This is a genomic window from Photobacterium sp. 53610 (assembly GCF_036409375.1).
GTDB lineage: Bacteria > Pseudomonadota > Gammaproteobacteria > Enterobacterales > Vibrionaceae > Photobacterium.
This window is the reverse complement of the sequence record NZ_JAXOFS010000008.1, coordinates 31,898-47,512: the sequence shown is the minus strand read 5'-3', so window position 1 is coordinate 47,512 and position 15,615 is coordinate 31,898. Positions and strand designations below refer to the sequence as shown.

The window sequence follows — 15,615 nt, the reverse complement described above, 5'->3', positions numbered from 1 at the left end:
GGTCGTACCGGAAAGGAGAAGTACCATGGCACTATGGGGCGGACGTTTTAGTCAGGCAGCAGATACTCGGTTCAAGCAGTTCAATGATTCCCTGCGATTTGATTACCGCCTGGCGGAGCAGGACATCGTTGGCTCGGTGGCCTGGTCGAAAGCGCTGCGTCAGGTCGGGGTACTGACCGAGGCGGAACAGCAGAAGCTGGAACTGGCTCTGAATGAGCTGAAGCTGGCGGTGATGGAGGATCCGCAACAGATTCTCCAGTCCGACGCTGAAGACATTCACAGCTGGGTGGAGCAACAGCTGATCCACCGGGTGGGTGATCTGGGCAAGAAATTGCATACCGGCCGTTCCCGGAACGATCAGGTGGCGACCGACCTCAAGCTGTGGTGCCGTCAGCAGGGACACCAGCTGCTGATGATGCTGGATCATCTGCAGAGTCAGCTGACGACGGTTGCCCGTGAGCATCAGACCACGGTGCTGCCGGGCTATACTCACCTGCAGCGTGCGCAGCCGGTGACTTTTGCCCACTGGTGTCTGGCGTATGTCGAGATGTTCGAGCGGGACCACTCGCGTCTGAGTGACGCACTGCACCGGCTGGACACCTGTCCGCTCGGCTCGGGTGCGCTGGCGGGAACTGCTTATCCGATTGACCGGGAAGCGCTGGCCCACAGTCTGGGTTTTCACCGGGCGACCCGCAACAGTCTGGATTCAGTTTCGGACCGGGACCATGTGATGGAACTGCTGTCGACGGCGTCGATTTCCATGCTCCATCTGTCTCGTTTGTCGGAAGATATGATTTTCTATAACTCCGGTGAGTCGAATTTCATTGAACTGGCCGATACCGTGACGTCGGGCTCTTCTCTGATGCCGCAGAAGAAGAATCCGGATGCGCTGGAGCTGATCCGGGGTAAGTGCGGCCGTGTCTACGGTTCGCTGGCCGGGATGATGATGACGGTTAAGGCCCTGCCGCTAGCGTACAACAAAGATATGCAGGAAGACAAAGAAGGGCTGTTTGACGCGCTCGACACCTGGCATGAATGTATGGAAATAGCGGCGCTGTGCTTTGACGGTATCAAGGTCAATAAAGACCGGACGCTGGAAGCGGCGATGCAGGGCTACTCCAATGCGACCGAGCTGGCCGATTATCTGGTGGCGAAAGGGATTCCGTTCCGTGAAGCGCACCATATCGTCGGGGTGGCCGTGGTGGCTGCCATTGAGAAGGGCTGTGCGCTGGAGGAGTTGTCACTGGCCGAAATGCAGGCTTTCTCACCGGTGATCGACGCAGATGTCTATCCAATTCTGACCATTGAATCCTGTCTGGAGAAACGCTGTGCCCTTGGCGGGGTTGCGCCGAATCAGGTGGATCATGCGATTGCTCAGGCTGAAAAACGGCTGTCAAAACGTCATGCGCCGGGTGTGAAAGTGCGGGGTGCCCGCCTGACTGATCTGGATGCGATTGAAGGGATGGTAGCTTACTGGGCCGGACTGGGCGAGAACCTGCCGCGTCCGCGGAACGAACTGGTGCGGGATATCGGCTCATTTGCTGTTGCCGAGACTCAGGGGATCGTGACCGGTTGTGCATCGCTTTATGTCTATGATTCGGGTCTGGCGGAAATTCGCTCTCTGGGCATTGAAGCGGGCTGGCAGCATCAGGGGCAGGGTAAGGCACTGGTGCAGCATCTGCTGGAAAAAGCCGGTCAGATGGCGATTAAGCGCGTGTTTGTGCTGACTCGTGTGCCGGAGTTCTTCATGAAGCAGGACTTTATTCCGACCTCGAAAACCCTGCTGCCGGAGAAAGTCATGAAAGACTGCGATATGTGTCCGCGTCAGCATGCCTGTGACGAAGTGGCACTGGAAGTGCGGCTGGATCAACAGCATGTGATTCCCAGTGTGAACGTTGCCTGATTTTCTGGTTTATCCCAATCTGGTTTTCCCAATAAAAAAGCGCCGGTTCCCCGGCGCTTTTGCTTTCCCGCTTATCATCGAAGGCTGATTAACAGCCCGGACCGCAGTCCAGACAGTGTTTGATCATTTCCGGCCCCAGATGCAGTTTGGCGTTCAGATCCCGCAGTGCCGTCCGGACACCTTCTTCAATCACCGGATGATAGAACGGCATATCCAGCATCTGCGCGATGGTCATCTGATTCTGATGCGCCCAGCTCAGCAGGTGGGCCAGATGCTCTGCATTCGGGCCAATCATCTCAGCGCCCAGAAAACGACCGGTGCCGTGTTCACCATAGACATTCAGAATGCCCTGATTGCGCAGCATCACCCGGGAACGGCCCTGGTTTTCAAAGGATACGGTGCCCACTTCGTAACAGCCGCAGTTACCCAGACGTGTGGTAATTTCCCGGCGGCTTTCGCCGACCATGGCGATCTGCGGCTCGGTGAAGACCACGGAAATTTTCGAGCGGCGCAGTCCGGCACGGATATCCGGGAAACGACCTGCATTGTCTCCTGCAATCCGGCCCTGATCGGCCGCTTCGTGCAGCAGCGGCAGCTGGTTGCTGGCATCTCCGGCGATAAAAATCGTGTCAACCGAGGTCTGCAGCGTAAAGTGGTCGGCTACAGGCACCCCGCGTTCATCCAGCGTCAGACTGGTGTTTTCAATCGCCAGTTTGTCGACGTTCGGGCGACGTCCGGTTGCGGCCAGAACATAGCTGAAGTATTGCGTCTCCAGTTTGCCGGTTTGGTTGATGAACTGGATTTCGACTTCATCGCCAACCCGCTTCATGCTCTCGACTTTGACATCGGCATCCAGGTACAGCTCGTCATTGAAAGTCTTGTTGGCATACGCCATGACTTCATCGTCAGTCAGCGGACCCACCTGGCCCCCCAGACCGAAGATTTTCACGTCAACGCCGAGGCGGTGCAGTGCCTGACCCAGTTCCAGTCCGATCACGCCCGGACCAAAGACGGCGACAGATGCCGGTAAGTCGTCCCAGTCAAAGACATCATCATTGATCACCAGACGATCACCCAGCTCATGCCAGGCTGCCGGATAGGCAGGACGGGAGCCGGTGGCGATCACAATCCGCTTGGCTTCGATGCGGGTGTGGCCGTCGACTTCGAGTGTGGTGTCATTGATAAATTTTGCAAAGCCGCTGATTTTGTCTTCAGCTGGGATTTCATCCACGCTTTCCAGCACGAAGCCGACAAAGCGGTCACGCTCGCGCTTCACGCGATCCATCACTTCTCGGCCGTTGATGCGAATCTCACCCTGAGGATGAATGCCGAAGGCTGGTGCTTTTTCAATGTTGTGCACACTTTCGGCTGCGGCAATTAACAGCTTGGAAGGCATGCAGCCGACACGGGCGCAGGTGGTGCCATAAGGGCCGCCTTCAATCATGACAACACTGTCGGTATGTGCTTTGGCTGCCCGGTAAGCTCCCAGGCCAGCCGTACCGCCGCCGATGACAGCAACTTCAACGGTCAAGGTTTTCATTCTACTTCTCCAATGACATTCAGTTCAGGGCGTGGTGGAGGGCAGGGCTGTCGCCCTGCCTTGAGTCGGGAATTAGCCCAGGTAGGTTTCCAATGCTTCACTGCCGCCGATATGACGACCGCCGATAAAGACCTGTGGCACGGTGCTCTGGCCAGTGATGGCACGCAGACTGACGCTGGTGGCATCTTTGCCCAGAACCACTTCCTCAAACTGCAGACCTTTGTCGATCAGATTCTGTTTCGCTTTGGCACAGAATGGACAGCCTGGTTTGGTGAACACAGTGATCGATTCCTGCAACTGATAGTCAGGGGCGATGTAGCTCAGCATCGTATCGGCGTCGGAAACCTTGAACGGGTCGCCCGGTTCGTCGTTTTCAATAAACATTTTGGTCACGATGCCGTTTTTCACCAGCATGCTGTAGCGCCATGAACGTTCACCGAAGCCCAGATCGTGTTTCTCAACCAGCATGCCCATGCCCTTGGTGAACTCACCGTTACCGTCCGGGATGAACGTGATATTTTCTGCTTCCTGATCGGCTTTCCACGCGTTCATCACGAAGGTGTCATTGACTGACACACACAGAATGTCGTCTACACCGTGCTCTGCAAAAACAGACGCCAGTTCGTTGTATCGTGGCAGGTGGCTTGAAGAGCAGGTCGGGGTAAATGCACCCGGCAGGCTGAAGACCACGACGGTTTTGTCCTGAAACAGTTCATCTGTAGTGACGTTGACCCACTGATCGCCCTGACGGGTCGGGAAAGTGACTTGCGGGATGGCCTGGCCTTCTTTTGATGTAAACATATTGTGCTCCTGTTGGAAGTTTTTCATTTCATAAAACTGTGGGACTTTTTTGTGTTGTCCCTGTCGATGGATGTAGTATCCGAAATACTGTTTGATAGCTCCAATCGTTTGCTGTTATCTTATTAATCGTTCATTTCTATTAAATATTTGGGGAGCGCATGCATGAACATCCGGGATCTTGAATATCTGGTGGCGCTGTCTGAGCACCGGCATTTCAGGAAAGCCGCCGAAGCCTGCTATGTCAGTCAGCCGACGCTGAGCGGGCAGATCCGTAAACTGGAGACTGAGCTGGGGGTATCGTTGCTGGAACGCACCAGCCGCAAAGTTCTGTTTACCGATGTCGGACTGAATCTGGTCAGCCAGGCGAAAAAAGTGCTGCACGAGGTCAAGGTGCTGTCGGAGATGGCCAGTCAGCAGGGGGAGAGTATGGCCGGGCCGCTGCATGTCGGTTTTATTCCGACGGTCGGGCCTTATCTGCTGCCCTTGATTATTCCGGCGCTCAAGCGGGCGTTTCCTCAGCTTGAACTGTACTTGCATGAAGCACAGACGCATGTGCTGGCGCAACAGCTGGAAGAAGGCAAGCTGGACTGCATCATTCTGGCGGCGGTGAAGGAAAGCGAGCATTTCAAGGAACTGGCGTTGTATCACGAACCGATGATGGTGGCTGTACCGGAAGCGCACCCCTGGTCGGATCGGCATGAGCTGCCTATGTCTGAGCTGAAAGGGCAGACCCTGCTGATGCTGGGAGACGGGCATTGTCTGCGAGATCAGGCGATGGGCTTTTGTTTTGCTGCGGGCGCGAAGGAAGACGGCAGTTTTAAAGCGACCAGTCTGGAAACACTGCGGAATATGGTGGCGGCCGGGAGCGGAATTACCCTGCTGCCGAAACTGGCCACTCCCAATACGTCCCGGCGGGACGGGGTGTGTTACCTCAAGGCCTGCGATCCGGAACCCAGCCGTCTGATTACGCTGGCATACCGCCCGGGCTCACCCCTGAAAGGGCGTTACGAGCAGCTGGCCGAGCAGATCCGGCAAAGTATTACGCCGCATCTGGAATACGGATAATCGAGAGAAAAAAAGCGCGCCTGAGGCGCGCTTTTTAATTGAAGATCAGTGACTGAAGTCGGTATTGCTGAAATCAGAACAGCTCATCTGAACTGTCGGCTTCGAAGATGCCGCTGTCTGTACCGCCTTCGCCGGCATAGTCTTTCGGTTCTGTGCCCTGAATGAAGTACTCGAACATGGAGGTGTAGTCGGTCTTCCGGGTCAGCTTGCCGGTATCGCGGTCAATCCGGACCTGTACAATGCGCGGCGGCAGCTGCTTGCGTTGTTCCGGCACATCTTCAAGCGCTTTTTCCATAAAGCCGATCCAGGCCGGCTGAGCGGTTTTCGCGCCGGCTTCTGCCCCGGCAGTCTGGTCTTTATCCAGATTCGGGTTGTAGCTGGTGCGGCCCAGTTCACGGCTGTGATCATCAAATCCGACCCAGGCTGTTGCAACAACACCGGGACCGAATCCGGTATACCAGGCATCTTTGGAGTCATTGGTGGTACCGGTTTTTCCGCCGACATCGCGGCGTTTCAGAGCCTGACCACGCCAGCCGGTACCGTTCCAGCCGGTTTTGTGTGCCCAGTCACCGCCGCCCCAGATGTTACTTTCCAGCATCTCACGAACCAGGAAAGCGTTCTGCTCAGAGATCACCTGAGGTGCGAGGCGAATGGTCTGCTGGTCAGTTTCGGTCGCGCTGCCTGTTGGCCCCAGCTCTTCCTCACTGATAGCGATATCGTGCATGACCGCGCGGCTGGCTGCAATCTGGTTGCCGGCCAGTTGTTCTTTACGCTGACAGTCTTCATCACAGACCACATTCGGATGGGCCTGATAGACCAGATTGCCGTAGGCATCTTCCACGCGTTCAATGAAATACGGTTCCACAAAGTAGCCGCCGTTGGCGAACACGGAGAAGCCCTGCACCATTTCCAGCGGCGTCAGGCTGCCTGCACCCAGTGCGATGGCTTCGGCACGCGGCAGATCTTTACGCTTAAAGCCAAAGCGGGTCAGGTAACTGATGGTGTCATCCAGGCCGACATCCTGCAGTACCCGAACTGCCATCACATTTTTCGACTGAGCCAGGCCACGACGCAGACGGGTCCAGCCGTCATAAACCGGTGGTGAGTTTTTCGGACGCCAGGCTGTTCCCATGCTGTGATCCCGGCTGTCGATCGGGGCGTCGTTGACCAGGGTTGCCAGTGTCATGCCCGAATCCAGACCGGCGGAATAGATAAATGGCTTGATGCTGGAGCCGACCTGACGGATGGACTGCGTCGCACGGTTAAACTTGCTGTGGACGAAGTTGAAGCCGCCCACCATGGCCTGTACGGCGCCGTTATACGGGGAAATAGCAACAAAAGCGGTGTTGGCATCAGGTACCTGGCTCAGCACCCATTGTTCACCTTTCTGCTGAACCCAGATTTGCTGACCCGCAGTCAGAATATCAGCGGCCACGTTTGGCGACGGACCCTGACTGGAATCGGTGATAAAGCGGCGGGCCCACTTCATGCCATCCCAGCTCAGTGTCTGGTGCTGGCCGTCCCGCAGGATTACTTCCGCGTCTTTCTGACCGACACCAACCACCACTGCCGGTTCCAGCTCTCCGTAACTTGGTTGTTTCGCCAGATGATCCAGAATTTTCTTTTCTTCCCAGACGGCCTGCTCCGGCATCCACAAGGTCGCAACCGCACCACGGAAACCGTGTCGCTGGTCATAATCCAGCAGGTTCTGAACAGAAGCCTGCTGTGCGGCACGCTGAAGTTTCGGATTGACCGTGGTGTAGACTTTCATGCCCGAGGTGTAGGCATCCTCGCCGTAGCGGTCAATCATCCATGCACGGGCCCGCTCAGCGAAATAAGGGGCGTTGAGCTGGATTTCCGCACCGTGGTAACGGGAAATAATCGGTTCGGCTTTGGCTTGTTCGAATTCGGTACGGGTAATGTAGCCTTCGTCCAGCATCCGGCTCAGAACCACGTTACGACGGGTGGTTGCGCGATCCAGTGAGTAGAGCGGGTTCATCGTTGACGGAGCTTTCGGCAGGCCGCCAATGACAGCGATTTCGCCCAGCGTCAGCTGGCTGATGTCTTTGCCGAAATAGACCTGCGCGGCAGCACCGACACCGTAAGCACGGTAGCCCAGGTAGATTTTATTCAGATAAAGCTCAAGGATTTCATCCTTGGTCAGCAATTGCTCGATATGAACGGCAATGAAAATCTCTTTGACCTTCCGCATGATCTTTTTCTCATTGCTGAGGAAAAAGTTCCGGGCAAGCTGCTGAGTGATCGTACTGGCCCCTTGCTTGGCGGAGCCTGAAACGGCGACGACAACGGCAGCACGGATGATACCGATCGGGTCAATACCGGGATGCTCATAAAAGCGGCTGTCCTCGGTGGCGATCACCGCATGGATCATCTGCGGCGGGATCTGGTCCATTGTCAGCGGGATACGGCGTTTTTCACCAAACTGGGAAATCAGTTCACCGTCTGCGCTGTACACCTGCATAGGTGTTTGTAATTCAACGTTTTTAAGCGTTGCGACATCAGGGAGATCCGGTTTCACGTAAAGATAGAAACCAAAAATCGTACTGACTCCAAGAATGATGCAAATAATTGCAAAGATAAATAATCGCTTTATGAACTTCACTTGAGAATTCCCGTTACACCTTCGTCCGGCCATCCGCGCTACTTCAGTCAGTAGTATAAAGATAACTCAAATAAATTTAACGCCGTCAAAGGTGTTTATTCGAATAATTTTGTCTTGTCGTTACCAGGGGGAGCATACCACGCTATGTTGCACAAGCCAGTTTGGACCGGAATCGATATCGGTCGTCAAAGTGTAAAGGCGGTCGTGCTCAAGCAAAATAAAGGGCGATTCACTTTGTCTGCTTATGCGGAGGTTGCTCTGACCCCGGAAAACGAACCCGGACAGCTGTCCGGCACAGGGCCTCTTCAGGATAGCGTTTTCCCGGCAGATCAGTTGTCAGCCTTGCGTCAATTACGGACCTTGCTTCCAAAGCGGACCGGGGCATGTGTGTTGTCACTGCCCGACAGTGAGGTCGTTCAGCGGGATATCGGGCTGGAACGGCGTTGGGGGCAGGATGTGGCATCCGCGCTTGCGCAGCAATTGGCTCATCTGCTGGCTGTGGATCCGCAGTCGCTCAGCCTCGACTTTCATCGCTTACAGGATGCAGAAACACCCGGTCATGAGACGGAAATGTACCGGGTTTTCGCCGCGAAATCGGCGGCGGTGGAGCAGAAAGTCCGGCTGGCGAGAGAGGCCGGATTTCGTCCGGCAGTGATGGAGCTGCAAGCGCGCACCCTGTTGTGGCTGTTACGGTATCTTGAGCAAAATTCCGGCGGGGCGTCCGGCGCTGCATCGGCGATTGTTTGTCAGCATGACTCGGGCTGGGATCTGGCGGCCAGCTCTCGGCATCCCCAGCCTTATCATCGAACCTTTCCTGTGGCAGGGTCGCAGGCTGAGTTGAGCCGGGATGTAACCCGTCAGCTGCGCCTGTCCGGCGTCTTTGAAGATGTTGAAAGCCTGTGGCTGACAGGCATTGCATTAACTGAGGATGAACGGGGGTGCTGGCAGCAACTTTGCGGGCTGCCGGTACAATTGCTGACACCACAGCAGGTATTCCCGTATCAGTCAGACACAGCACTGATCACTGCGTCGCAAAGCCGCGGCTGGGTGAAGCCGGTTGCACTGGCCATCCGGGGGGCAATGTCATGCTGAGGGCTGTGAATCTGCTGCCTTGGCGGGCTGAGCGACAGGCGGCACACCGACGCCGTTTTGTCCGGTTGTCGGGCAGTTTCGTTACCTTGGCCATGCTGGTGGTGGGAGGGATGTACGTTTACGAAAACCAGCAGCTCCGGGAACTGCAAAGCCGGTATGCGCAGCTCCGGCAGCAGACAGAGGTGCTGGCACCCAGTCTGGCGGCTGTGGCAGAGCAGCAAGCGTTGTCGGAGTTGTACCACAAAAGGCTGCGTCAGTTTTCTGACTGGCATCATGCCCGGTTTCCGCTGATCCATCTGTTGAATGCGCTGCCGGATGTCTTTCCCGAAGCGGTTCAGTTGGAAGCGCTGAGTCTTCGTCAGGCGCAAGTCAGTCTGCGCGGGCTGACACAGGATGCATCCGCTTTGTCACTGTTGCTGGCACGGACAGGCAGCGCGGACTGGCTTCGTCACGGTCAGCTGCATTCCGTCGACAGGGTTGCGCAGCCTTTACCACGACATGTGCCGTCAGGAAGTCAGCGATTCACATTCACCCTGACACTGGCCCCGGTACATTCGGAGGCGGCCTATGACTGACTGGCGTGATCTGACGCTGGAAACTCTGCCGGACTGGCCCTTGCGGTATCAGCTGGTTGTCTGCCTGCTGGTCATGGTGGCAGTTGTGATCACGGGGAAATGGTGGTTGCTGTCTCCGTTACAGGCTCAACAGTTGCAGCTGAGTGCTCAGGAAAGCGTGCTCAGGAGCCAGATACGCCATCAGCAAACCATCGCCGGGAGCCTGCCACAGTTGCAGGTTCAGACACAGCAGCTGCAGACCGATTACCGGCACCAGGCGATGCGCCTGCCCGGACAGGCAGCATGGACGACAGTGCTGGGGGATATTGAGCTTGAAAGCAGACGGTCTGGTGTCCGGTTGCACGGGCTGAACTGGCAACAAAATCAGCAGTATGATTGGTATGCTATGCAGCCGGTGCAGTTCGAGCTGAGCGGCAGTTATGCCGCTGTCGGACAGTTTTTCGCGCAGATGGCAGCCAAATCCTGGCTGCTGATCATGGACGAGTTAGAGATACAGCCGGATGAACAAGTGCCGGGCGAGCTCAGGGTACAGGGCACCGCTCAGTTGTACCGGGCGGCGGAAGAGGTTCAGCCGGAAAATAGCGTTCCGGACAGTGAAGGTGCAGCAGGAGATAGGCGATGACCGCACGAAAATGCATCTTGTTTATCGTGGCGTTCACGGCTGTGATTTTGCTGACCCTCAGTGCCCCGTCGTCTGCGATTCATTTTCAGGAAGCTCCGGTGTTTTCGGCCCGTCCTGTGCGACAGCTGTTTGTGACGCCCAGTCCGGAAAGCCTGACAACTGAAGCTGTTGCTTGCTCGGAGCAATTTTCCGGCACTGCGGAGATGAAGGGATTTCGGATGATCGGCAGTTTACGAGACCGTATGGGGCTGTGGGCGGTGCTCAGCGATCCCTCCGGCCGTCTGTACCGGGTGGCGGAGGGGCAGGTTTTTGGCCGCGCGGGCAGGATCGCGGAGGTGACACCGGCTCACACCGTGATCGAATGGCCGGGCGATGCACATTGTGCCGGAAACATCATCCTTCAGTTAACGGACGGAGAGTCTTAACGGTAGCTTCATCCTTTCTCCTATCAGCTCTATCAATCAGGAAAATTTACACATTATGCATCACCTCTGCATTCTATTGGCTCTGTTTTGGTGTCTGTCGGCCGGGGCGCTGGCGACTCCGCTTCAATCGGCGGATTTAGACGACCAAGAAAATACGATCTCACTCAACTTCCAGGATGTGCCTGTGCGCCAGCTGCTGCAGATGATGGCAGATCACCGGCAGGATAATCTGGTCATTTCCGATGCGGTGCAGGGCAATATCACCCTGCACCTGACCGATGTTCCCTGGTCACAGGCGATGGACAGTATTCTGACCCTGAAAGGGTTGGCCTACAGGCGGCAGGGGAACGTGATGATGGTTGCGCCCAGAGCTGAGCTGGCTGGCGGAACTGCTGGTCAGGCAGAGTCTCAGACATCACTGAAGACCCGGGTGATCCCGATTCGCTATGCCAAGGCGACGGAGCTGGCAGCGTTGCTGTCCGGTTCTGAGGGGCAGTCCAGTTTACTCACTGCACAAGGTGCTTTGCATGTGGACGACAGAACCAATGCGCTGATTGTGAAAGATGTCGCGGAGAGCCTGGAAAGTCTGCTGCTGATTATTGATCGATTGGATCAACCGGTCCGGCAGGTGCAGATTGAAGCCCGGATTGTCAGCATGAATGAGAAAGATACGGCCGATCTCGGCGTACGCTGGGGGATGCTTGAAAACAACGGCAGCGTGACTGTCGGAGGCTCAATTGACAGTAATCTGGCAGCACTGAACAGCGACGGGACACCGGATCTGAACGACTTTCTGAACGTTAATCTTGGTGCGCAGCACGGCGCCGCCCGAATTGCGTTTCAGGTTGCCCGGCTGGGGGATCAATTGTTGGATTTGGAGCTGTCTGCACTGCAGGCCGAAGAGAAAGCTGAAATTATTTCCAGCCCGCGTTTGGTCACTACCAATAAGAAAATGGCCTATATTGAGCAGGGGACTGAGATCCCCTACCTGGAGGCAGCTTCCAGCGGTGCCGTCTCGGTCTCATTCAAGAAAGCAGTGCTGAGCCTGATGGTGACCCCGCAGATTACACCGGACGATAAGCTGATTCTGGATTTGGAAGTCACCCAGAACAAACCGGGAGAAACCGTGAACACGGGGACGGGTCAGGTGGTGGCCATTGATACACAGCGGATTGGGACGCAGGTGCTGGTGGACCACGGTGAAACTATTGTTCTGGGTGGCATTTTTCAGCATCAGTCCAGTCAGTCGGTCCGCAAAGTCCCTTTGCTGGGGGATATGCCGTTGCTGGGCCGTCTGTTCCGGCAGACTCTGGAGCGGGAGGGCAGGCGCGAGTTACTCATTTTTGTGACGCCGAAAATCCTGCGTTAGTCAGGCAGGATGCCGTTGCCGGGGCGATCCCGGAACAGAGATAACGGCCTTGGGGACGACTGGCTATTGCCAAACAGCTGTCAGTCCTGAGATAATTTTCGGTCTTATCACGATTGAAATGTGAGGAAGTTGGCGCCTCGGGCTTGTAAATCAAAAGCCTGTGGGCGGTTTTGTCTATTTTTTAACCGCGCGTATATTTGCTAAACATGGCTGAAAAACGAAATATTTTCTTGGTAGGCCCAATGGGAGCCGGTAAAAGCACCATTGGCAGACACCTTGCACAGCAGTTACATATGGAGTTTCTGGACTCAGATTCTGTGATCGAAGAACGGACTGGTGCTGATATCAGCTGGGTCTTCGATGTAGAAGGCGAGGCGGGATTCCGTGCCCGTGAAGAAGCGGTCATCGATGATCTCACCCAGGAGCAGGGTATTGTGCTGGCGACCGGGGGTGGCTCGGTGAAAAGCAAAGAGAGTCGTAACCGTCTTTCTGCTCGCGGTATCGTGGTGTATCTGGAAACCACCATTGAGAAACAGCTGGCACGTACTCAGCGCGACAAGAAGCGCCCGCTGCTGCAGACGGACAACCCCCGCGAAGTACTGGAAGCGCTTGCAGAAGAGCGTAATCCATTGTATGAAGAGGTGGCAGACTACGTCGTGCGTACCGACGACCAGAGTGCAAAGGTCGTTGCCAATCAAATTATCAAAATGCTGGAAGAGCGTTAACTACGGGGACACAGAGAGCCATGGAGCGGATTACAGTTAATCTGGGTGAGAGAAGTTACGAGATTTCAATTGGCACCGGATTACTGTCCAGTCCGGATTACTTTTCCTCTGTGGCCGGTCGCCGGGTTGTGATCATCAGCAACGATACGGTTGCCCCGCTTTATGCCAGTACATTGCAGGCCACGCTTCGCCCGTTGGCGAAAGATGTGGCCCTGCTCAACCTGCCGGATGGCGAGCAGTACAAAACCCTCGATACTTTCAACCAGATTATGACCTTCCTGCTGGAAGGCAGTTATGGCCGTGATGTGGTGCTGGTGGCACTGGGTGGCGGTGTCATTGGCGATGTGGTCGGTTTTGCTGCGGCCAGCTTCCAGCGTGGTGTGGATTTTATTCAGGTGCCGACCACCCTGCTGGCGCAGGTTGACTCTTCCGTCGGCGGCAAAACAGCCGTGAATCACCCGTTGGGCAAGAATATGATTGGTGCCTTTTACCAGCCGCAGGCGGTCGTGATTGATACTGATTGCCTGAAAAGTCTGCCTGCACGTGAGTTCGCGGCAGGCATGGCTGAGGTGATCAAATACGGGATTATCGCTGATCAGGATTTCTTCATCTGGCTGGAACAGAATATTGCTCAGCTGCGTGCGCTGGACTCTGTGGCGCTGGGTCAGGCGATTGCCCGATGCTGTCAAATTAAGGCCGATGTGGTTGCCGCGGACGAGAAAGAGTCAGGTGTACGCGCGCTGCTGAATCTGGGTCACACTTTTGGTCATGCGATTGAAGCTGAGATGGGGTATGGTAATTGGCTTCACGGTGAAGCTGTGGCTGCCGGTACAGTTCAGGCAGCCCGGACAGCATGTCTGTTAGGCTTGCTGACTTCAGCACAAGCGGAAAAAATCCGTGCGCTGCTGGAACAGGCCGACTTGCCTGTACTGGCACCGGAAACCATGAACTTTGACCACTATATCAAACACATGATGCGGGATAAGAAAGTGTTGTCAGGCAAGCTCAGACTGGTACTGCCCACCGGTATAGGTCAGGCAGAAGTTGTCTCTGATGTGCCTCATGACATCCTGCGTCAGGTGATTGAACCCTGATGTTGTAATGATTGCATGACGATAGCCGCTTCTCTGACATCCCTGGATCTGGACAGCCAGATCCATCTTCTTTCCCGGGTGCAGTTCCTGACCCGATTCGGTTCTCATTTAATTCAAATCAGCGGCGACGCGGGAGCCGGTAAAACCTGGCTGGCTCAGCGCTATCTGGAGCAGTGGGCCGACGCTGACGGCAGTCAGGCCCGGCAGGCATTGCTGATGTGTCACCCGGCACAGCATGATAACCAGCACAGAAGTATTCTGCTGAACCAGTTGATCCCGAAGGCGGTGTTCAACGACAGCGATCCTTTGCATCAATCACTGGAACGCCTGCTTGAGGGCAAGCCGGCTGAGTTATTGCTGGTCATTGATGATGCCCATCTGCTCAGCCCGGCCCTGATCGGCGAACTGTGGGCATTGGTGATGAAAGCCCAACAGGCTTCAGGCTGGCAGGTCAATGTACTACTCTTTAGTCAGACGGGTCAGTTAACCAAAGCATTACGTCAGGTTTCCCATGGTCAGGGGCAGTCGCCGCTGGAGCTTGAAATCCCGTCGTTGTCTGAACCTGAAGTCCAGACGTTTATGGAACTGGTGCTGGCCAGCCATTCCCTGGATGCGAACCAGCGGCGTGCGCTGAAAGCACAGGCGGCCGAGGTTGCGCCAACGCCTGGAGCACTGATGACACTGGATCACTCGGAGGTCGCAAAAATGGCATCATCATCGTCACGCACTTTTTCCCCCATGTCGTTGTTGCTGCTCCTGGTCGTGCTGATCGGGGCGGGGACAGTGTTCTGGTTTCTGCCTTCTGACGATGCGAAGGCACCTCCGCGATCAGAGGCTGAACGCAGTGAGGCTTCCCCCGCGTTGGATGAAACGCTGGCACAGTCTGACAATGAACAGCTTGTTGCCGAGACATTGCCTGAAACTGTACCGGAAACTACGGTGACCCTTGAGGAGCCGAAGATGACGACGGAACCGGAAACGACAACGGACCAGGCGGTGGCTGAGGTGCGTGCACCAGCAACGGAAAATACGGATGCCCTACCGGCACCAGTTCAACTGGAAGGGCTGACCGTCGGTCGTTCGAATGAGACGACCAAGCGGGTCGTTGTGCCGTCAGATGTCGTGGATGCCATGATCACGGAGCAGGAAACAGGGGGCTCTGGTGAACTGGCGATTGCATCTCAGAGCGATTTGAAAGCTGCCATCAATGAAGTACTGGCGACGGATCAGCACAGTCGCACGGCAGAGAATTCAGAAGGAAACACCGGGGCAGCAGCCTCAGACGTTTCAGCGGCACCTGAAGGACAGTCTTCAGAGCCGTCAGCCAGCCCAGCCCCGTCACCATTGGTTGGTTTGCAGGCAGTGATGGCTGAAGATATGGACAAGCTGAAAGCCGTCAACAGCCGCCACTATGCCTTGCAGCTGGCGGCGATGCATTCGCTGGAGGCGACGCGCAGTTTCCTCAATGAGTACGGCGTGAAAGAAATGGCCCGGGTCTACCAGACCCAGCGTCAGGGCGTGCGCTGGTATATTGTGGTGACGGGGAATTACGCCAGCGTTGCTGCAGCCCGCCGAGCACAGGCTCAATTGCCGGATAAAGTTCAGTCGGTTCAGCCGTGGGTGAAATCCTATACTCAAATCCATCGTGAGATAGAACGGGCACAGTAGTTGATATTGCTGGCAATGTTGGTGATTCCGAGCGCCGGGGGAGAATTGCCCCTAGGGGTAAACTGAGAAATAGGTTACAATCCGCCACCTTTGTAAACACAGTCGCTATGGGT

13 protein-coding genes are annotated in these 15,615 nt (G+C 55.8%); 10 read left to right on the top strand and 3 right to left on the bottom strand.

What is annotated here, in order from left to right:
* Nucleotides 1-25: 25 nt before the first annotated feature.
* Nucleotides 26-1,903, top strand: coding sequence for an argininosuccinate lyase (argH, locus tag SPK40_RS17390; RefSeq protein WP_330961355.1), 1,878 nt, complete (start codon nt 26-28; stop codon nt 1,901-1,903).
* An 88-nt stretch (nt 1,904-1,991) separates the two neighbouring features.
* Here the strand turns inward: argH and SPK40_RS17385 are convergent, their stop codons facing one another.
* Both SPK40_RS17385 and SPK40_RS17380 read right to left on the bottom strand, forming a co-directional pair.
* Nucleotides 1,992-3,443 carry a dihydrolipoyl dehydrogenase gene (locus SPK40_RS17385; RefSeq protein ID WP_330961354.1) on the bottom strand — a complete coding sequence of 484 codons (1,452 nt, stop codon included), beginning with the start codon at nt 3,441-3,443 and terminating at the stop codon, nt 1,992-1,994.
* Nucleotides 3,444-3,515: 72 nt separating this feature from the next.
* Nucleotides 3,516-4,244, bottom strand: a complete 729-nt coding sequence (locus SPK40_RS17380; protein WP_330961353.1) for a glutathione peroxidase — start codon at nt 4,242-4,244, stop codon at nt 3,516-3,518.
* 162 nt (nt 4,245-4,406) lie between these two features.
* Between SPK40_RS17380 and oxyR the strand changes: the two genes are divergently transcribed.
* Nucleotides 4,407-5,309 carry a DNA-binding transcriptional regulator OxyR gene (gene oxyR, locus SPK40_RS17375; RefSeq protein ID WP_330961352.1) on the top strand — a complete coding sequence of 301 codons (903 nt, stop codon included), beginning with the start codon at nt 4,407-4,409 and terminating at the stop codon, nt 5,307-5,309.
* A 73-nt stretch (nt 5,310-5,382) separates the two neighbouring features.
* Here the strand turns inward: oxyR and SPK40_RS17370 are convergent, their stop codons facing one another.
* Nucleotides 5,383-7,932, bottom strand: coding sequence for a penicillin-binding protein 1A (locus SPK40_RS17370; protein WP_330961351.1), 2,550 nt, complete (start codon nt 7,930-7,932; stop codon nt 5,383-5,385).
* Nucleotides 7,933-8,076: 144 nt separating this feature from the next.
* Here SPK40_RS17370 and pilM point away from each other — a divergent pair, with 144 nt between their 5' ends.
* The 8 genes from pilM to SPK40_RS17330 all read left to right on the top strand — a co-directional run bounded on the left by pilM (nt 8,077) and on the right by SPK40_RS17330 (nt 15,502).
* The gene (gene pilM / locus SPK40_RS17365; protein WP_330961350.1) at nt 8,077-9,024 is read left to right on the top strand and encodes a type IV pilus biogenesis protein PilM; all 948 of its coding nucleotides are present in this window, start codon (nt 8,077-8,079) and stop codon (nt 9,022-9,024) included.
* Nucleotides 9,018-9,599 (top strand): PilN domain-containing protein, encoded by a 582-nt coding sequence (locus tag SPK40_RS17360; RefSeq protein WP_330961349.1) that lies wholly within the window; start codon nt 9,018-9,020, stop codon nt 9,597-9,599. The genes pilM and SPK40_RS17360 overlap by 7 nt, the downstream gene beginning before the upstream one ends.
* The gene (locus SPK40_RS17355; RefSeq protein WP_330961348.1) at nt 9,592-10,221 is read left to right on the top strand and encodes a type 4a pilus biogenesis protein PilO; all 630 of its coding nucleotides are present in this window, start codon (nt 9,592-9,594) and stop codon (nt 10,219-10,221) included. The genes SPK40_RS17360 and SPK40_RS17355 overlap by 8 nt, the downstream gene beginning before the upstream one ends.
* The gene (locus tag SPK40_RS17350; protein ID WP_330961347.1) at nt 10,218-10,646 is read left to right on the top strand and encodes a pilus assembly protein PilP; all 429 of its coding nucleotides are present in this window, start codon (nt 10,218-10,220) and stop codon (nt 10,644-10,646) included. The genes SPK40_RS17355 and SPK40_RS17350 overlap by 4 nt, the downstream gene beginning before the upstream one ends.
* Nucleotides 10,647-10,701: 55 nt before the next feature.
* The gene (locus tag SPK40_RS17345) at nt 10,702-12,015 is read left to right on the top strand and encodes a type IV pilus secretin PilQ (RefSeq protein WP_248144413.1); all 1,314 of its coding nucleotides are present in this window, start codon (nt 10,702-10,704) and stop codon (nt 12,013-12,015) included.
* A 206-nt stretch (nt 12,016-12,221) separates the two neighbouring features.
* Nucleotides 12,222-12,740, top strand: coding sequence for a shikimate kinase AroK (aroK, locus tag SPK40_RS17340; RefSeq protein ID WP_248144412.1), 519 nt, complete (start codon nt 12,222-12,224; stop codon nt 12,738-12,740).
* A 20-nt stretch (nt 12,741-12,760) separates the two neighbouring features.
* Nucleotides 12,761-13,834 (top strand): 3-dehydroquinate synthase, encoded by a 1,074-nt coding sequence (gene aroB / locus SPK40_RS17335; RefSeq protein ID WP_330961346.1) that lies wholly within the window; start codon nt 12,761-12,763, stop codon nt 13,832-13,834.
* Between the two features lie 15 nt (nt 13,835-13,849).
* On the top strand, nt 13,850-15,502 hold the full coding sequence (locus SPK40_RS17330) for an AAA family ATPase (protein WP_330961345.1): 1,653 nt from the start codon (nt 13,850-13,852) through the stop codon (nt 15,500-15,502).
* Nucleotides 15,503-15,615 lie beyond the last annotated feature (113 nt).